Below are 16,932 nucleotides of genomic sequence, written 5' to 3'. Positions count from 1 at the left end.
AAAGTGCTATATTAATGAGAATATTTTTCATTTAATTACTTGCATCTGATGACTCTTCCTATGGCTCCTATCCACCTTGCCGATCTCAAGCCCGGTCAGACTGCGACCATCCTGGTACTGCATATTGACGCTAGTCTACAACACCGCTTTTGTGCTCTGGGATTGCGCTGTGGTCAAGAAATACACTTGCTACGGCAAGGGTGGATGAAGGGGCCGTTGCATGTGCGGGTTGGCATGACAGAGGTGATGCTACGTCGCTGTGATGCCCACCGGATATACGTCACTGCCGTTGGAGAAGCAGCATGAAACAGATTGCGGTTCTGGGAATGCCCAATACAGGTAAATCGACTTTTTTTAACCGCCTCACTGGCTCCCATGCCCACATTGGTAACTGGCCAGGGATTACAGTTGATCTAATGATGGCGGAGGTTAAATTAGGCGATGAGTTAGCTGAAGTCGTTGATTTACCAGGAATTTATGACTTGCGCGGCTTTTCTGCAGACGAGGCAGTTGTCAGGTGTTTTCTAGAGAAGACACCCCTAGATTTAGTCCTAATTATTCTCAACACTACCCAGATAGATCGGCAAATCATTCTACCCCTCCAAGTAAGGCAATTGGGCCTGCCCGCTGTGGTTCTGCTCAACATGACAGATGAGGCCAAGCGTTTTGGTGTGAAGGTGCAGTCCGATTTACTCGCGCAGCGATTGGGAATGCCTGTGTTGCCGATCAGTGCCAAGTATGGTGTCGGATATCAGGCGGCGATCGCCACCCTTACGGAATTGCTCCAGCAGCACCACCCCATGGTTCAGGTGGAAGGACTGGAAGAACGCTTGCTCAACGATCAGCAACTCGCGGTTGACCTAGGGGCTATTCTCGAGGGTGCCGTCCAAATGCCCTTAAGACTTTCGGATCAGTGGACTACACGTTTGGATCGGTTTCTGCTGCACCCGGTGCTAGGGCTGCCAATTTTCTTCGGGGCAATGTACCTGATCTTCCAGGTGATCTACGCCCTGGGTTCTCCGATGCAAGCGGTACTCGGTGATGGGCTGGACTGGTTCAAGGGCAATGCTTTGGAACCGTTGCTCTCCCCCTTTCCCTCCTTTCTTAAAGGATTTCTGATCGATGGACTGTATGAGGGTATTGGCACCGTTGCGGCTTTTCTCCCTGTTATCTTCCTCTTTTTTCTGTGTATGGCAATCATCGAAGACAGTGGCTATTTAGCTCGCTCGGCATTTTTGATGGATGCCCTAATGGAACGATTGGGGTTAGACGGGCGCTCATTTGTGATGGCGCTGATGGGATTTGGCTGCAACGTCCCTGCTATTTTAGGGACACGGGTGATGCGATCACCTGGGCTGCGGATGCTTTCGATGCTGGTGATTCCGTTTTCCCTTTGTTCAGCTCGGCTGAATGTGTTTATGTTTATGACTACGGCGATGTTTGCAGCCAATATCGCCCCTAGGGTCATATTTAGTCTGTACTTACTGAGTTTTGCGGCGGCTCTGCTCACGGCAGCTCTATTTAAAGGCAAATTCCCCAACCAAGAACCCTTGGCACTGGAACTACCGCCCTATCGTTTCCCAACAATCAAACAAATGCTGGTACGCGCCTGGTGCGAGGTGAAGCACTTCTGGATCTGGTCGCGGCGTTTCATTATAGTGGGGGTAGTGGCAATTTGGCTTTTGAACAACCTGCCGACCAACGTGCCCACAGCCAGTGCCCAAACCCTCTCAGGCATGATTGGAGAGACGATTCAGCCATTGTTTGCTCCCTTGGGAATCAACCCGCAGCTTACTGTAGCCTTGTTTTTTGGCTTTATTGCCAAGGAGATTGTTTTAGGAGGGCTTGCGGTCATCTACGGTAAATCAGAAGGGGGCGATTTGGCGGGAGCGATCGCCCAGCAAATTGATTGGGTACAAGCCTACAGTTTTATGCTGTTCACGTTGCTGTATGTGCCCTGCCTATCCACCATTGCTGTTCTCAAGAGTGAGTCAAAAAGCCTCAAATTTGCCCTGCTATCTGTAGGGTGGTCCCTTGGACTTGCTTGGTTCGCTAGTTTTGTTTTCTACCAAAGTGCACGGGTACTGGGGTTTTAAGCTCGTCCCTATTTTCGGGGACGGAACTCCACAACCTGCTCTCGAATACTGACATCGAAGTTGTTAAAGAAATCGTGTCCTAACAAGCCCAGGGTTAAATCGGGTAAACCAATCACCACCGAGACGTGACTCACCTTTGCCCCATCCACCTCAATCGAATTGACATACCCCATATCGAAGGTGTTAGAGCCATTGGCAGTTTCGGCCATCACCTGTCCGACAACCTCAACATTCAAAGCAGCAGCCATGGATTGAGTAATCAACGTTCCCCCGGCTCCTGTGTCTACCACCATTGGGAAGGGATGACTTTCATTAAAGGTCACCATGATCACAGGCACTCCTCCCACGCGGCTAATAATTGGTGCTTGATAGGTCACCTCAAGGCCATCGCTCAAAGAGACATTCTTATGAGGCGATGATTGAGTAAACAACGTTTGGACAGAGCGAAGATTAGCACCGATCAGCATCAGGATCAACGCCATCACTGCTGAAAAGAGAACCTGATAGGTTTTCTGGGGCTTGGTTTTGGGTGCAGTGACTTCAGGAGTAGCCACCGCTTCCAACGGCAGTGGCAGGGATACCTCCGGGGAGGATGCAATAGAGATATCTGCCTCAACAGGTTGAATTTGGGATACTTCAGAAACAGGCGGTGCTGGCGGAATCAGGTTGAAGCTTTGACGCCATGCGGGGGCTGCGGCATAGGTCTGTTTCCCCTGGAGTTCAACCGAGTTGATTGAGACCATGTTCAGCTGAGCCAAACGCTCCTGTAAAAATAGCACCAAGGCTTGCTGATCAGGGATCTGGTTGGCCTCTAGTAGCACTCTGAGACACGTCTCTTTGCGCGTCACCCTGGCAACTACTCCTTTGGCCTCCAGGGATTGGTTGATCAGAGCAGAAATCGCCGCTGGATCACCCTGCCGCGCTGATTCAAGGATTGGTTGAAAAGGTGTCATTGCCGTCAGGTGGGGAACATCGTAAGCAGGGCTATCAAATACTTACATCAGGGTAGCAGGGCGTTGGAGGCATCCAGAAGCTAGGAGACCGAAGTAGGGTGAATTTTAGCTTCTGAATTCTGCCTCCTCCATTGTGAATCTCAGATCACTACTGAGTAATGGGAATCAGTTCCACCGATTGAATCACTGCCTCGTAAACTACCTGAAGTTTGTTGTCTTGGAAGGATTGAAAGGGGCCAGTAAAGCCTAAGGTATAAACGGTTTCATTGCCGAATACCAGCAAATGCCAGCGATGAATGTCACCCGGTTCTTTAGGCTCTGGCGACCCTGGTTTATGATTTGCTTCTTTGTAGCGAAATGCCCAGACGGTTTGCTTGCCAAATTTCACCTTCAGGGGCACCACCGCCATGACGTTCCGATCTTCTTGCTTGGATCTGAGATTGGCATCGTAGATGACCTTAGAAGATACCCCTTTCATTGGGGTGGCATTGATGTAGATCAGAGCTGAGCCTCCATCCAGCAGGGGACCTAGCCAGTCCGTCGTTGCCCCTCGCTCGTGAAGGGTAAACTCCACCGGGATATTGAGCTTAAAGCCGTTGTAACTGTCTTTGTATTCGGTATATTTTCCAGAGAAGCCTGTAAAGTCTTGAGCGATCGCCCAAGGGTGGTTGAGCATCGGAAGCCGGATTGGGGGAAGCGCCGCTGTTGCAACCTCTGGCAGCAATTGGAAAGGGCTAGCAGGCACCCTGTCCGCAGTCATCCCGATGATTCCCCAGCTACTGAGTAAGGAGAGTCCCACTAGAATCGTTCGTTTCATAATCCTCCTAATTGATCGTGCATATCAGGCAGCCTAGACCCATTTTCAGACGGTTACACCCTGGTTCTGGGAGGTTGCCTAACATGCCATCGCCAAAAGCCTTGGGGCGATGGCTAGATCCCTCGCGATCGCCACAGCAGGAACTGCTCAATCCTTGCCCCTTATTATCCCTGGTGACTGGAATTGGAGCAATTGGCTGCCAGTTCCAGGGTCAAGTTGGCCAGTTGACCCGCATGGTTTTGTGGCAAGGCATGGTCAGCATTGGGCAGAATCACCAGGTGGGCTCCAGGGATCTCTTGGGCATAGGTTTGGGCGTGCCAACGGGGAATCGTGTCATCCCTCTCTCCGATCACGACCACCGTCGGCACCCTCAACCGATGAATTTCAGCCTCTACTGTATCAACCGCATCTTCAGGGCGCAGCCGATCCATCAGAAAGGAACGCGCCGCTGGTTGAGCCATCAATTCTCGCCGAAACCACCGCAGCTGTTTTAAGGTGGGTCGCTGCCCCAGTAGGGTTGCCAATGGGGTTGCCAGGGATAAGAGGCCATCCACCAGCGGCGATCGCCACAGCAGGGGCCGTAGATGATCGTAGCGACCACAAAAGCTATCATCGCGAATACCCGCAGCCGCTGCGAGGACTAACCCCTTCACCGCTTCGGGATAGGCTAGGGCGTAGGCCGCCGCCACCCACCCCCCGAAGGAGTGACCCAGAATATAACAGGGGGCTAAATCAAGCGCCACCACTACCGCACGCACAAAGGCCACTTCTGTGGCGATGTCATAGCGCATCTGCGGTTTTGCGGACTCACCAAAGCCCAGCAAATCCAGCGCTATACAGTGAAACTGGTGCTCTAGTTGCGCCATCAAAGGCTGCCAGCAGCCACCATCCCCTAAAAAACCATGGAGCAGCAGCAGGGGGACTCCTTGCCCCTGCTCCCGATAGGCGGCAGACCAAGCTTCATGCCCGCCAGCCCGCCGGGGACTGGAGAGCGCTAAGTGCTGTTTAGCCCGACTCGACAGTGCGATCGCGGCGTTCTGCGGCTCCATGGCAGTTAACCACTCCCCTCAAGATTCCCCATTGCCGGGGGGACTGCCCCGTTGGATAAAATCTTCGGGTCTGAGGTTGGAAATAAAATCCCGAAAGGCTCGCTGCTCCGCTTCATCGGCATCTCGATCCACCGGAATCGAGGCATCGGCAATGACTTCCTCCATCACCCAAATGGGGCTATTAGTTCGCAGGGCAATGGCGATCGCGTCACTGGGACGGGCATCTAACTCCTTCTTGGTCTCGCCCTGGCGGACGGTCAGCACTGCGTAGAAGGTGTTGTCTTGCAGGGAGTGAATAATCACCCGTTCCACTGTCATCCCCCAGTCTTTCAGCAGGTTGACCAACAAGTCGTGGGTGAGGGGACGGGGAGGGGTTTGATTCTCCAGGGCATTAATGATGGCTCTTGCCTGATCCTGGCCGATATAAATTGGCAAGGCTCGACGGTCTTGGGCATCCCGGAGCAGAACGATGGGGCTGCGGGTGGCTGCATCAAGGGCAATTCCAGCGACTTTCATTTCAATCATGGCCTTAGCCTCTAGAATTCTGGAGCGGAGCGAGTTTGAGGACTGAAACTTAAAAGATAGAGCAGAGACCGCCTTGGATGAATAACAATAAAATTAGAAGCGCTGAACCATTGCTGTCGAACCCCATGTCCAACCCTCAGGGGGTGAGAAAACGGAAGCAAGTTCCCCAGAAGCGTAGCGCGTCACTTCGCTGACTCTAAGTATGCCCTTTTCTGCTGTTGGAAGCTATCAGCTTCACAGTGAGAATTTCCCCACGAACCTTAACACCGTGTTTACAGGACTCATTCAAGCATTAGGCAGGCTCCAGCCCCTGGGAGCCGATCAACTCCAGATTACCTATGGGGACGGCACTGATGGTCGGATTTTTCAAGATCTGGCCCTCGGGGATAGTGTAGCGGTCGATGGAGTCTGTCTCACCGTTATAGCGATCCAATCCCAAGGGTTTGTGGCGGTTGCCTCCCCCGAGACGCTCCGCCGCTCCACCTTAGGTCAGCAATCCGCTGATCGGTGGGTCAACCTGGAGATCTCCCTCCGGGTGGGCAGTAAGCTGGGTGGACATTTTGTCACCGGTCACGTCGATGGCATGGGTTACTTACAAACCGTGACAGTAGCGGCTCAGGCTTGGGAAATGGGTTTTCACCTCCCCGATGGGGCGATCGCCCGCTACATTGTCTCGAAGGGTAGCATTGCCATCAATGGGGTCAGCCTCACGGTTGCAGACTGCAATCCCGAAGGCACCTGGTTTACTGTGGCGGTAATTCCCCATACCTATACCCACACCAACCTCCAGCAGCTCCAGCCCGGAAGCGCTGTCAATTTAGAAGCAGATATTTTAGGCAAATATGTCGAGAAATTCCTCTATGCCGGTGCTCCCTTGCTGAAACACTCTCCAGCGGCTACCACTGAAATTTCTGCCGAATTTCTAGCGGAGCATGGCTATCTTTAAGAACGGCTCCCCCTCTTCAGCCCGTCTCTAACCCTACAAGAGATCCAGAACGGGAGGAACTGCTTGATTCAGCTGAGTAAGGAAACCTTCCCCGTTTCAAGATCAAAATACGCGGGAACAATTAATAACTGTCCATTTTTCTTCAGGTTAGATAATACCCCGGAGATTCTTAGCCGTTCAACTTGATTGATGGCATTGGCTTTAATCGAGTTCTCTAAAAGATCTCCTGGTTGATCTTTAACCCGGTTAATCGCAGGTCGAATTGCCAGAATCAGACTCGAAATCAATCCAGGAACCTCACCTCCTTTGATGGCTGCTTTCACCGCTCCACAACCGGTATGGCCCATCACCACGATTACCTTAGCCCCCAAAATTAAGGTGGCAAACTCTAAACTGGCAATATCTTCTGTAGAAGAAATATTTCCAGCTGTTCTGACCACAAAAAGATTCCCTAAACCCTGGTCAAACAGGATTTCAGGGGCCACCCTGGAATCGGAACAGGCCAGGATTGCAGCAAAGGGGTTTTGTTCATGGACGACATTCCGCAGCTGTGAGGCTCCTTCAATGTGGATCGTGGCGGTGTCGGTCAGAAATCGTTGATGTCCCTCCATTAATCTTTGGAGGGCTTGTTCTGGAGTTAAATCATTGTTGGCAGGGGATGGATCGTTCGCGATCGCAGGTGGGGCAGCGACAGACTGCTCCTGGCGACTCACCCAGGCAGTTAATGCCCCCGTGCCTAGAATACCGGTGCCGACTTTCAATAGATCCCGTCGGGAAAAATCTCTAGATCGAGGTAAGTTACTCATAGTATTTATAAATCTGTATTCGTAAGTGCTGAATTTTAGTTCTATGCTTCAGGAGTACCAGTGGTTCAGCTGGAGGCTTGACTGATTGTCAGTCAGAAAAAGGAGTTAGGAAAAAACAGAGAGACATCCGTGGCTACGTCACAAGTAACTTGATGAATGTAAATGTATCAAATTTTACGTTCCTGCATAGTTAATCATTTGCCTGCTAGTGTCAATAGATTTCAAGAAACTTAACCGATCATCGCTGACTAACCATGAAACTGCCGTGCCGATCTCGATTCGCACATCGTTCCAAGACCCAATCGGGCAAGCAGACCATCCAACCCATCAGTGAACGCAAGTTTACCAAGACTCTGGGGATGTCTCCGGCACAAGAATGGTCAGGGGATGACAAGAAATCTCACTAAAGTGAACTAAATGCCCCCTGGGGGTAGGAGCCGTAACAAGAGCGAAAAGACGCCAAATCCAACCAAGAGGGCTCCACTTGTAGGGGTAATCCAAGCAGACCAGCGCCGTAATTCCAGCAATCGCTTGATGGCCACGGTAAAAGTGCCCGCCAAAATCAGGGGCGCTGAATAACCCCCTGTATAAGCTAAGAGCAACACCCCTCCCAGGAACGGGTCATGGGTAGTTGCCACCCAGCCTAGGAGAGAGGCTAATACTGGTGTGCTACACGGCGAAGCCACCAGACCAAAGGTGAGACCCATGAAGTAAGACCTTACCCCTCGTGGCAGATTAGGAGAAATAAACCCTAAGCCATCAAAAGCAGGAAACTGCAATGGTAAAGCTTCGAGTAAATTCAGCCCCATCAGAATCGCGATCGCGCTGACGACAATCGGTAAGCCAATTCCCACCTGACCGTAAACCTGGCCAATCAGGACAGCCAGTAGCCCCAATCCGGCTAGGGTGGTAGCTAATCCCAGGGAAAACCAGGTGGACTGAATGGCTGCTTGTACACGACTCTGTGCCTCATATCCGCCGATGTAGCCAATGGTAATCGGCAACATCGAGAGCATGCAGGGGGTAAGACTGGTCAATAATCCCGCCAGAAAAATCACCCCGATGCTGGTGCCGCTAAGATGGGTCAACTGTGTTGACACTAGCCCATTGGCAAACTGCTCCAGCTGATAGAGTTGGGTCTGCAAGTTTTCCAACATAGCGGCCATGATCTCACCACCAAACTTCTAGTGTAGTATCCTCCCCCAACTGCTCAAACCTCCCACCGTATTAACTTTTAGTTGATGGCCAAAAAGTTTTAACAGCAGACCCCTAGGGGCGTTGGATCGAAGGGGTACGGGGGGAGAAGCGCCGCGGGCGACTGGGAGGTCTAGGCTGATTTAGGGGCACGATCTCTGCATGACTGGTCTCCCGAGCTACGCGAATCAAAAGCCCAGCGACCAGTAAGCTGGCAATCATCGAACTACCGCCATAGCTAAGAAAAGGGAAGGGGAGCCCCGTGGTCGGTAAGGCTCCAGTAGCGACACCAATGTTTAAGAGGGACTGCCCCACCAGCAGCAGCATGGCACCGATCGCCACCAGCCGATACACGGGCTGCTCTGCTTTTTGGGCCACCCAGATCGATAGGGTGCCGTAGACAGCCAACAGGCTGAATAACAACAGACAGCCCATAAAGCCAAACTCTTCGGCAAACACCGCAAAAATGAAGTCGGTGTATTGAATCGGCAGGTAAAATAGCTTCTGCTGTGAGAGGCCAAAGCCCGTGCCCCAGGCTCCACCCGAACCAACTGCCAGCAAGCTTTGAATCAATTGATAGCCATCTTGGGCGGGGTCTGCCCAAGGATTTAAGAACGACATCACCCGTCGTCGTTGGTACTCCCGGAAGGTAATACTGAGGGTGCCCAACATTAGCCCTCCCATGCCTGTGGTCGCCAAATAGGAGTAGGGTAACCCCCCAGCTAGGGCAATCAACCAGAGGGTAATACCGCACAGGGCGGTGGTACTGAGGTTGGGTTGGAGCAAAATCCCCAAGAGAATCAGACCAAAAACCCCCAACCAGGCAAAACGGGTTGTCCAAGTCAGGCGATACCACTGACCAAACAGAGAAGCCGCTTGCAAGACCAGAAACGGCTTAATTAATTCCGAGGGTTGCAGGGGAAAGGGACCCAAGGAGATCCAACGGGTAGCCCCGTTGACGGTTTGACCAATTCCTGGCAGATAGGTGGCGAGAATTAGCCCCAACAGGAGCAAGATCGCGGCGGGGGTCAGCCGTAAGATGTAGCGCAGAGGAAAGTTGACCAGCAACTGAAACCCAACCAGACCAATCCCAATCCAGATCAGCTGACGTTTGACATAGTACAGACCGTCTCCATAGCCAACATCCGCGATCGCGTAGGAGGCTGAGAATAAAATCACGACCCCCACCAGCAACCATAGGAAGGTCAACCATCGTAGGAGTCGAGCTTCTAAAGCCCATTCCTGAATTGAAGAGTCAAAAAAGGGAATCAAGTAGCGCAGATTCACAGCAGCAACCGGGACATCGCTGAAACGACCAGATGGGGTTCACAATAAACCGGAATGGCTCCGGATCACTACCCTCAGAGACGTAAAATCCGGAATTAGTTCCGAAAAGTATGCCGATGACCCGCCAGCTAACTGAGGCATGGAGGGGAAGATCACCCAAGGCAGATCCGAAAATCTACCGCGCCTGACTGTAGCAGAGTTGTTCCGGCCAGCATTTACTGTCAGAATACTGACAGGACTTTGCCCCCTGCTTTCCTGGCATGGCATTGGTAGCTTCATGGGTGCAAAGCAAGATGGCATTATCGTTCCGTCAGGCAGTCGGGCGCTGGTTAAGTTGCGCACTGAGTTAGTTCAGCGTGGCTTGGATTTGGCACAGCAACTGGAACAGCTCTGGCTCTTAGACACCCCTGTCCCTGGGGAGGTAACCGATGCCAAGAACTCTGCTTGGCAATGTCTTCAGACCCTCAGCGGGCATCTCAAGCAGGTAAGTGCCGTTGCCATCAGTCCCGACGATCAGATGATTGCCAGTGGCAGCTTTGATCGCACCGTGAAGCTGTGGAACCGAGACAGTGGGGAACTGCTCCGCACCCTCAGTGGCCATTCCGATTATGTCACCTCCGTTGCCTTTAGTGCCGACGGACAGCTCCTGATCAGCGGTAGTTGGGATCGCACTGTGAAGCTGTGGCAGCCCACGACGGGAGATTTACTAGATACCCTGCCGATCTATACCAGTCGGATAATTGCCACCGCTCTCAGCCCTGATGCTAAGCGACTAGCCGTGGGTCTTGTGGGTGAGGAATTGGAACTCTGGAGTCTGGCAAGTTCTGAGCTGCTGTTTCCCCTTTCGGGACATAGTCAGGATGTCCAGGCCGTTGCCTTTAGCCCCGATGGTCAAACCATCGCCAGTGGAAGTGACGACGGCACCATCAAGCTCTGGTCAGCCAAAACAGGGAAGCTTCTGAGCACCCTAACGGGGACAGAGCAGGGGGTGCATAGCGTCATTTTTACCGACGATCCCCATCGTTTCATCAGTGCCGGGGCTGATCGGATGGTGCGGGTGTGGGATCTGCCCGCCAGGGAACCTCTTGCCATCCTGGCTGGGCATACTGATACCGTTGCAGCGGTCAGTTGCTCTCCCCAACGCCAACTCTTGGCCAGTGGCAGTTGGGACACAACGGTGAAAATCTGGGATTTGAGAGAACGGCAGATCTTAGAAACCCTCACAGGGCATACCGATGTCGTCGCTGCCGTAGCCTTGAGTCGAGATGGACAGACCTGCCTATCGGGGAGCTGGGATGCCACAATTCGGGTCTGGAAGTCTGTGGTACCTCTACCGCTGCCTCAACCTGTAATCCCAGTCTTGGAAACGTTGCCCCTGCAGGAGATCGTGCAGCCGATCTACGACCAGGGCATGGAAAAAATTTATCGCCAGGACTATCGGGGGGCGATCGCCGACTTTGATCGGGTATTGCAAATTGCTCCCAGCTATACAGAGGTCTATCGCAACCGAGGCTTTGCCCAGGCTCAGGTGGGGAATTGGCAGGCCGCACTGGAAGACTACACCCAGGCAATTTTTATCGATCCCGGATTTGCCGATGCCTACAGTTTTCGGAGTTTAATTCGCCACCGACTGCGAGACTACAAGGGGGCCGTGGAAGATTCAACCCACGCACTAATGCTTGACCCAACTCAGCCCGAAGCTTACTACAATCGGGGGTTGGCTCGGGCTCAGTTGCGAGACTACCAGGGTGCCCTCGAAGATTACAGCCGTGCCTTGCAGTTGAACCCCAAGTCCGTGATTACCTTCAACACCCGGGGGCTGACACGTCATTTTCTGGCGGATCTTCAAGGAGCGATCTCCGACTACAATCAGGCCCTGCAATTGAATCCCAACTATGCCGAGGCTTACTGCAATCGGGGGGTGTCGCGGTTTCACTTGGGGGATCACCGTGGAGCCTTTAGCGACTATAACCAGGCGCTGCGGCTCAACCCCAACCATGCCACTGTCTATTACCATCGCGGCAATATCCGCCAATCCCTGGGAGACTATCCGGGAGCCGGACAGGACTATAGTCAGGCCCTACGGCTGAATCCAAATTTGGTTCGCGCCTATGTGGGTCGAGGACAGGTACGGGAGCAGCTGCGGGATCGCAATGGGGCGATCGCAGATTTCACCCAAGCAATTCGCCTGCATCCTCAAGATGCAGTTGCTCACTACCATCGCGGGGCAGTGCGTTCCCACCATGGTGATCATCAGGGTGCCGCTGGGGACTACACCCAAGCCCTGCGAGTGAATCCCAACTATGCCGAAGCCTATGGAGCACGGGGAATGCTCCGAGCAGAGTTAGGCGATCGCCCCGGTGGCATTGCGGACTTAAAACGGGCGGCTAATCTCTATGTGCAACAGAAAAATCGAACCCAGTATGAACAGATCATCACCCTGCTGAAAACCCTGCAACCCTAATTCCTTCTCGCATTCCCGACTCTAACCCTGGCAAGTGCAACCCTTCTTGACAGCTCCCTAGAACAGAAAATAGCGTTGCGCCATCGGTAAGACGGTGGCGGGTTCACAGGTGAGCAGTTCGCCATCAGCTCTGACTTCATAGGTCTCAGCATCGACCTCCATCTGGGGTAGCGCCGTGTTCAGCTTCATCTCTCGTTTGCTAATCTGCCGCGTTCCCGAGACCGCTACGGCAAGTTTCTGCAATCCTAACTGCTCAGGAATCCCCCGCGACAGGGCAGCCTGGGAAACAAAGGTCAGGGATGTGGCGGCGATCGCCCCCCCCAAAGCTGCCAAACATCGGGCGCATGTGAACCGGTTGGGGGGTTGGAATACTGGCATTGGCATCCCCCATTTGGGACCAGGCAATCAGCCCTCCCTTGAGCACCACCTCGGGTTTAACGCCAAAGAAAGCCGGACGCCAGAGACAAAGATCGGCCAGTTTTCCCACTTCCACAGAGCCAACGTGTTGGGCAATCCCATGGGTGATTGCTGGATTAATCGTGTACTTGGCAATGTAACGCTTGGCGCGGAAATTATCATTGCGGCTACTATCTGGAGCCAAGGCTCCCCGCTGCACCTTCATTTTGTGACCCGTTTGCCAGGTACGAATAATCACCTCCCCCACCCGTCCCATGGCCTGGGAGTCGGAGGCAATCATACTAAAGGCTCCCAAGTCATGGAGAATATCTTCCGCTGCAATGGTTTCCCGACGAATCCGCGACTCTGCAAAGGCCACATCTTCAGCAATGGATGGATCAAGATGATGACACACCATCAGCATATCCAGGTGCTCGTCGAGGGTATTACGGGTGTAGGGACGGGTGGGATTGGTGGAGGAGGGCAACACATGGGACTGACCACAGACTTTAATGATGTCTGGAGCATGGACCCCCCCCGCCCCTTCCGTGTGATAGGCATGGATGGTGCGGCCCTTAAAGGCAGCAATGGTATCTTCGACAAACCCTGCTTCATTTAAGGTGTCCGTGTGAATCGCGACCTGGACATCATAGGCATCGGCAACCCCTAAGCAGGTGTCAATGGCGGCTGGAGTCGTACCCCAGTCTTCGTGGAGCTTCAGACCTATGGCCCCCGCCTCGATCTGTTCATTGAGACCCTGGGGTTGACCACTGTTGCCCTTGCCCAGAAATCCTAAGTTCACCGGAAAGGCTTCGGCAGCTTGTAGCATCCGGTAAAGGTTCCAAGGCCCTGGCGTACAGGTCGTCGCATTGGTGCCCGTGGCAGGGCCAGTGCCGCCGCCAATCAGGGTGGTAACCCCCGAGGCGATTGCAACCTCAATTTGTTGGGGGCAGATAAAGTGAATATGGCTATCGATGCCCCCTGCGGTGAGGATCATGCCTTCCCCGGCCAGGGCTTCGGTGCCGGGGCCAATGACAATATCAATCTTGTCTTGAATATAGGGATTGCCAGCCTTGCCAATCTTCACGATCCGCCCTGCTTTAATGCCGACATCGGCTTTGACAATGCCCCACCAATCCAGAATCAGGGCATTGGTGATCACCAAATCCACCGCCCCTTCTCCATTGGCAATGGGGGACTGTCCCATGCCATCCCGGATCACCTTGCCACCGCCAAATTTGACTTCATCCCCATAGGTGGTGAAATCCTGTTCCACTTCGATGATTAACTCTGTGTCGGCTAAGCGCAGGCGATCGCCCACCGTCGGGCCAAAGGTCTCTGCATAGGCGCGGCGATCCATTCTGTAACTCATGCTTGCTCCTGCAATATTGATTTTTATTAGTAGATAACTTGAGGACACCACCCATTGCGAAGGAAGAATGCGAAGGAGGAAGCCGCATCATTTGGATCAGGTTTTGGACTGCCACTATCGTCAAGGTACCGTGCGAATTCACCGACGCTATTCTTGCGGGTCATAAAAAACCGTTGATCTTGCCATTGAAGCCATAGACTTGGCGACTACCGACGAGACCCACTAATGTAACGTCTCGCTGATCTCCAGGTTCAAAGCGCACGGCGGTTCCTGCGGGAATGTCAAGTCGCATTCCTCGGGCAGCTTCACGGTCAAAGATCAGGGCGTTGTTGACCTCATAAAAGTGGAAGTGAGACCCCACCTGAATCGGGCGATCGCCCGTATTAGCCACCGAGAGTTGAACCGTTGGCCTACCTGCATTCAGTTCAATTTCTCCCGCTTCAACCATCAGTTCCCCTGGAATCATGGCAGCACCTCACCGCTAAAAAATCAACAATACCTGCGGAGCGAACCTCCTAGCCTTAGACCCACGGTTAACGAATGGGGGCATGAACCGTTACCAACTTCGTACCATCGGGGAAAGTTCCCTCGACTTGTACCTCGTGAATCATTTCTGGAATCCCGACCATGACATCTTCACGGGTTAAGAGCGTGGTGCCATAGGTCATCAGTTCGGCAACCGTTTGCCCTTCTCGGGCACCTTCTAAAATTGCCGCCGTAATATAGGCGATCGCCTCGGGATAGTTGAGCTTTAATCCTTTGGCTTTCCGGCGTTCAGCGAGGAGGGCAGCGGTAAATATCAGTAGCTTGTCTTTTTCCTGGGGTGTAAGTTGCATGCTTACTCCTGTGTAGATTCATCGCTCCTGGCTGCTTCTAGCCCAGACTTTGAGCGCATCGTCCATGAACATACACCACCTTGGCAGTATCAACAACCGTTTACCGACAGCATCCAGGCCGGAAATACCAAGGGAATCCACAGTTCAGAGCGGCCAAACTCTAGGGCGGCAGGCACGTCGTCCCCAAAGAGCGCATCGTAGCAGATCCCACACCGCCACAAACCATGTCTTGGCTTCCAAGGTTGAAGCTCCCCGATATCGACACAGCATCCCCGTTAGCAGACGAGTCACCCCGATTTCCCCTTGGGATGGGTCGTGATGCTGCCAGAGGTCGCGAGCTTGGGCAACCAACGCTGGGGACACCATTTGCCCAACCATCGCCATGCTGCCAACTACAGAACATCCCGCCAATCCATTCTCGACCCTCAACAGCGGTTACCCCCCCTGCAAGGCGCTGGGGGTCGATCCAAAGGGGTCGCCCCTGTTGCCAGACTTCGGTGCAATTCTGCCAGGTTCCCTGGGTAAACTGCTCACCGCTGGCAGTCCGCCCCAAACGGGTAATTTCCCAGCCAATCCAGGTGGCCTGGGGTGCAAGTTCAATGCGAGCCTGTTGACGAAAATCTGCCCCACTGAAGACAATCGTTTCCTGGGGGAGCCACTCCAGGCAAGCCCCTTCTGCAACCTGGATCTGAAGAACTTGCTGGGCAGCTAATCCATTGCTGCGATAAATCTTGTTGGCTGCTACAGTTGTGATCAAGGCATGGGCCTGGGGTTCTAGCTGGAGGGTCATGGACAGGCGATCGCCCCCTACCATCCCCCCCGCTGTATGTAAAAGCACACCATGGCAAACGTCAGTTCCTTCCGGATAAAAGGGACGCTGAATTTTCAGGGGAGCCTGGGTATAGGCATGGATCAGCTGCGTCTCATTGCCTTTACGGCCAAAGCGCAGATCGAGACTCCCCTGCCAACCGGTGCCAAGGTTTTCAGTACTGAGTTGTGGGGTGTCTTGGCGAGGTAGCAACGGCCAAAATTCGATAGATTTAGGCAGGTTAAGACTCGGTAAACTCCCGCGTCCCGTTAGTTATCATTCTCCCGTTTATTGCGTAATTTTAGTTATTTAACTTGTAAGTAATACTCGCCCCTAACACGAATTGTTGAGGCTAGTATGGCTTTGAAAGATTGCTGCTCTCCCGTCAAGAGGATACCAGAGATGAAGTGTCGAAGTTCTCAAGCTCCCTCCTATTTAAAGTCTTTCACCACAATCCTGGCACTGACCTGCTTTACCTCCTTGTCTGTTGTCGAGACCTACCCAGCTGAGGCTAATCCGGGGGCATCTCTTGGTGCAACCCACCTGTCTGTCACCCCGTCCTCAACGAACCTGGCCCTCAGAAGTCGTCGGGTGGTCTTTCGCCTCCCAGACCGAGGTGCTCCCGGAAGCCGAGAAGGTGGGGCGGCTCGTGGTGGCTGTTCTCCAGTTTCAGCTTCGGTTGATCCCTCACCGGGGAAGAAACTGACCGCCCTGATGCCGACCACAAACTTGGGATACACCACAGTGGGCTTCCCAACACTGTTTATTTATGTGCCCACCACCACCGCAACTACCGCTGAATTTATTTTGCAAGATCAGAACTACAAAGAAATTTACAAAACCATGATGCCCTTGAAAGGTACCAATGGCATTGTAAGTTTTACCTTGCCAGATACGGGTGTCCTGTCCCCCTTAGAAGTTGGCAAGCAGTATCACTGGTATTTCACCGTGGTCTGCGATGCTGATGAACCCTCTGCCAATGTCTCCGTGGAAGGCTGGATTCAACGGATTGAACCGAGTCCGGGACTGAATAGCAACTTATTGAAGGCCAAGCCTGATGAACGCCCAGCGGTGTATGCAGAGGCGGGGATCTGGTACGAAGCTTTGACAGCCCTCGCTGATTTACGCCGTACCCGGCCCAATGACCCGATTCTAGCGGCTGACTGGACAGATTTATTGAATTCAGTCAAGCTAGACAAAATTACTGCGGAACCTTTAATCTCCTGTTGCGCCCTTCAATAGTGCCATTCTGGGTAGCTCTCTCGGTTTAACTTGCGTGGTTGCCTTGGGGATGAACTTCGGTGATCCATTTGGGTGGGCAGGGTTCATTGTGGTTTTGGCATCCCCAGTTTCTCTATGGGAATCAACAGTTTCTAGGCAAGT

Annotated in this window: 15 protein-coding genes and 1 pseudogene; 5 read left to right on the top strand and 11 right to left on the bottom strand. The window is 53.0% G+C overall.

What is annotated here, in order from left to right; genetic code table 11:
• The first annotated feature begins 60 nt into the window (after positions 1 to 60).
• Together DO97_RS15765 and feoB are read left to right on the top strand one after the other, a co-directional pair.
• Positions 61 to 306 (top strand): FeoA family protein, encoded by a 246-nt coding sequence (locus DO97_RS15765; RefSeq protein ID WP_036535269.1) that lies wholly within the window; start codon positions 61 to 63, stop codon positions 304 to 306.
• Complete coding sequence (gene feoB / locus DO97_RS15760) at positions 303 to 2,096, top strand: ferrous iron transport protein B (RefSeq protein WP_036535218.1); 1,794 nt, start codon at positions 303 to 305, stop codon at positions 2,094 to 2,096. The genes DO97_RS15765 and feoB overlap by 4 nt, the downstream gene beginning before the upstream one ends.
• 8 nt (positions 2,097 to 2,104) lie before the next feature.
• Here feoB and DO97_RS21350 read toward each other — a convergent pair whose 3' ends face one another.
• The 4 genes from DO97_RS21350 to DO97_RS15740 form a co-directional block, all read right to left on the bottom strand.
• Positions 2,105 to 3,049, bottom strand: a complete 945-nt coding sequence (locus tag DO97_RS21350; RefSeq protein WP_052128833.1) for a retropepsin-like aspartic protease family protein — start codon at positions 3,047 to 3,049, stop codon at positions 2,105 to 2,107.
• Between the two features lie 148 nt (positions 3,050 to 3,197).
• Positions 3,198 to 3,866: a hypothetical protein gene (locus DO97_RS15750; protein ID WP_036535216.1), complete on the bottom strand. Its 669-nt coding sequence runs from the start codon at positions 3,864 to 3,866 to the stop codon at positions 3,198 to 3,200.
• Positions 3,867 to 4,030: 164 nt separating this feature from the next.
• Positions 4,031 to 4,915, bottom strand: coding sequence for an alpha/beta fold hydrolase (locus tag DO97_RS15745; RefSeq protein ID WP_052128832.1), 885 nt, complete (start codon positions 4,913 to 4,915; stop codon positions 4,031 to 4,033).
• A gap of 18 nt (positions 4,916 to 4,933) precedes the next feature.
• Positions 4,934 to 5,440 carry a bifunctional nuclease family protein gene (locus tag DO97_RS15740; RefSeq protein WP_036535215.1) on the bottom strand — a complete coding sequence of 169 codons (507 nt, stop codon included), beginning with the start codon at positions 5,438 to 5,440 and terminating at the stop codon, positions 4,934 to 4,936.
• A gap of 268 nt (positions 5,441 to 5,708) precedes the next feature.
• Here DO97_RS15740 and DO97_RS15735 point away from each other — a divergent pair, with 268 nt between their 5' ends.
• Positions 5,709 to 6,386 carry a riboflavin synthase gene (locus tag DO97_RS15735; RefSeq protein WP_036535261.1) on the top strand — a complete coding sequence of 226 codons (678 nt, stop codon included), beginning with the start codon at positions 5,709 to 5,711 and terminating at the stop codon, positions 6,384 to 6,386.
• Positions 6,387 to 6,454: 68 nt separating this feature from the next.
• Here the strand turns inward: DO97_RS15735 and DO97_RS15730 are convergent, their stop codons facing one another.
• The 3 genes from DO97_RS15730 to DO97_RS15720 form a co-directional block, all read right to left on the bottom strand.
• Positions 6,455 to 7,192: a carbonic anhydrase gene (locus DO97_RS15730; protein WP_036535214.1), complete on the bottom strand. Its 738-nt coding sequence runs from the start codon at positions 7,190 to 7,192 to the stop codon at positions 6,455 to 6,457.
• Between the two features lie 413 nt (positions 7,193 to 7,605).
• The gene (locus DO97_RS15725; protein WP_036535259.1) at positions 7,606 to 8,349 is read right to left on the bottom strand and encodes a cytochrome c biogenesis protein CcdA; all 744 of its coding nucleotides are present in this window, start codon (positions 8,347 to 8,349) and stop codon (positions 7,606 to 7,608) included.
• A 112-nt stretch (positions 8,350 to 8,461) separates the two neighbouring features.
• A complete protein-coding gene (locus tag DO97_RS15720; RefSeq protein WP_036535213.1) occupies positions 8,462 to 9,673 on the bottom strand; it encodes an FtsW/RodA/SpoVE family cell cycle protein in 1,212 nt (403 codons plus the stop codon).
• Between the two features lie 277 nt (positions 9,674 to 9,950).
• On the opposite strand from DO97_RS15720, the gene DO97_RS21345 reads away from it, so the two are divergent.
• Complete coding sequence (locus tag DO97_RS21345) at positions 9,951 to 12,137, top strand: tetratricopeptide repeat protein (RefSeq protein ID WP_052128831.1); 2,187 nt, start codon at positions 9,951 to 9,953, stop codon at positions 12,135 to 12,137.
• Positions 12,138 to 12,194: 57 nt separating this feature from the next.
• Here DO97_RS21345 and ureC read toward each other — a convergent pair.
• The 4 genes and pseudogenes from ureC to DO97_RS15695 form a co-directional block, all read right to left on the bottom strand.
• Positions 12,195 to 13,905 (bottom strand): annotated as a pseudogene (ureC, locus tag DO97_RS15710) (urease subunit alpha).
• Positions 13,906 to 14,065: 160 nt separating this feature from the next.
• Positions 14,066 to 14,371, bottom strand: a complete 306-nt coding sequence (locus DO97_RS15705; protein WP_036535212.1) for an urease subunit beta — start codon at positions 14,369 to 14,371, stop codon at positions 14,066 to 14,068.
• A 67-nt stretch (positions 14,372 to 14,438) separates the two neighbouring features.
• Positions 14,439 to 14,741: an urease subunit gamma gene (gene ureA, locus DO97_RS15700; RefSeq protein ID WP_036535211.1), complete on the bottom strand. Its 303-nt coding sequence runs from the start codon at positions 14,739 to 14,741 to the stop codon at positions 14,439 to 14,441.
• 160 nt (positions 14,742 to 14,901) lie between these two features.
• Complete coding sequence (locus DO97_RS15695; RefSeq protein WP_239651791.1) at positions 14,902 to 15,762, bottom strand: urease accessory protein UreD; 861 nt, start codon at positions 15,760 to 15,762, stop codon at positions 14,902 to 14,904.
• Between the two features lie 189 nt (positions 15,763 to 15,951).
• Between DO97_RS15695 and DO97_RS15690 the strand changes: the two genes are divergently transcribed.
• Complete coding sequence (locus DO97_RS15690) at positions 15,952 to 16,791, top strand: DUF928 domain-containing protein (protein WP_052128830.1); 840 nt, start codon at positions 15,952 to 15,954, stop codon at positions 16,789 to 16,791.
• The last annotated feature ends 141 nt before the right edge of the window (positions 16,792 to 16,932 follow it).

Origin of the sequence: Neosynechococcus sphagnicola sy1 (assembly GCF_000775285.1) — a bacterium.
GTDB classification, from domain to species: Bacteria; Cyanobacteriota; Cyanobacteriia; order Neosynechococcales; family Neosynechococcaceae; genus Neosynechococcus; species Neosynechococcus sphagnicola.
The sequence above is the reverse complement of the archived record's forward strand: the minus strand, read 5'-3'. Positions and strand labels throughout refer to the sequence as shown.

Excerpts from the sequence above, each read along its gene's own strand:
- feoB (WP_036535218.1), top strand. The coding sequence starts at position 303 with ATGAAACAGATTGCGGTTCTGGGAATGCCCAATACAGGTAAATCGACT.
- ureA (WP_036535211.1), bottom strand. The coding sequence starts at position 14,741 with ATGCAACTTACACCCCAGGAAAAAGACAAGCTACTGATATTTACCGCT.
- DO97_RS15740 (WP_036535215.1), bottom strand. The coding sequence starts at position 5,440 with ATGATTGAAATGAAAGTCGCTGGAATTGCCCTTGATGCAGCCACCCGC.
- DO97_RS21350 (WP_052128833.1), bottom strand. The coding sequence starts at position 3,049 with ATGACACCTTTTCAACCAATCCTTGAATCAGCGCGGCAGGGTGATCCA.
- DO97_RS15765 (WP_036535269.1), top strand. The coding sequence starts at position 61 with ATGGCTCCTATCCACCTTGCCGATCTCAAGCCCGGTCAGACTGCGACC.
- DO97_RS15725 (WP_036535259.1), bottom strand. The coding sequence starts at position 8,349 with ATGTTGGAAAACTTGCAGACCCAACTCTATCAGCTGGAGCAGTTTGCC.
- DO97_RS15690 (WP_052128830.1), top strand. The coding sequence starts at position 15,952 with ATGAAGTGTCGAAGTTCTCAAGCTCCCTCCTATTTAAAGTCTTTCACC.
- DO97_RS15745 (WP_052128832.1), bottom strand. The coding sequence starts at position 4,915 with ATGGAGCCGCAGAACGCCGCGATCGCACTGTCGAGTCGGGCTAAACAG.
- DO97_RS21345 (WP_052128831.1), top strand. The coding sequence starts at position 9,951 with ATGGGTGCAAAGCAAGATGGCATTATCGTTCCGTCAGGCAGTCGGGCG.
- DO97_RS15705 (WP_036535212.1), bottom strand. The coding sequence starts at position 14,371 with ATGATTCCAGGGGAACTGATGGTTGAAGCGGGAGAAATTGAACTGAAT.
- DO97_RS15750 (WP_036535216.1), bottom strand. The coding sequence starts at position 3,866 with ATGAAACGAACGATTCTAGTGGGACTCTCCTTACTCAGTAGCTGGGGA.
- DO97_RS15730 (WP_036535214.1), bottom strand. The coding sequence starts at position 7,192 with ATGAGTAACTTACCTCGATCTAGAGATTTTTCCCGACGGGATCTATTG.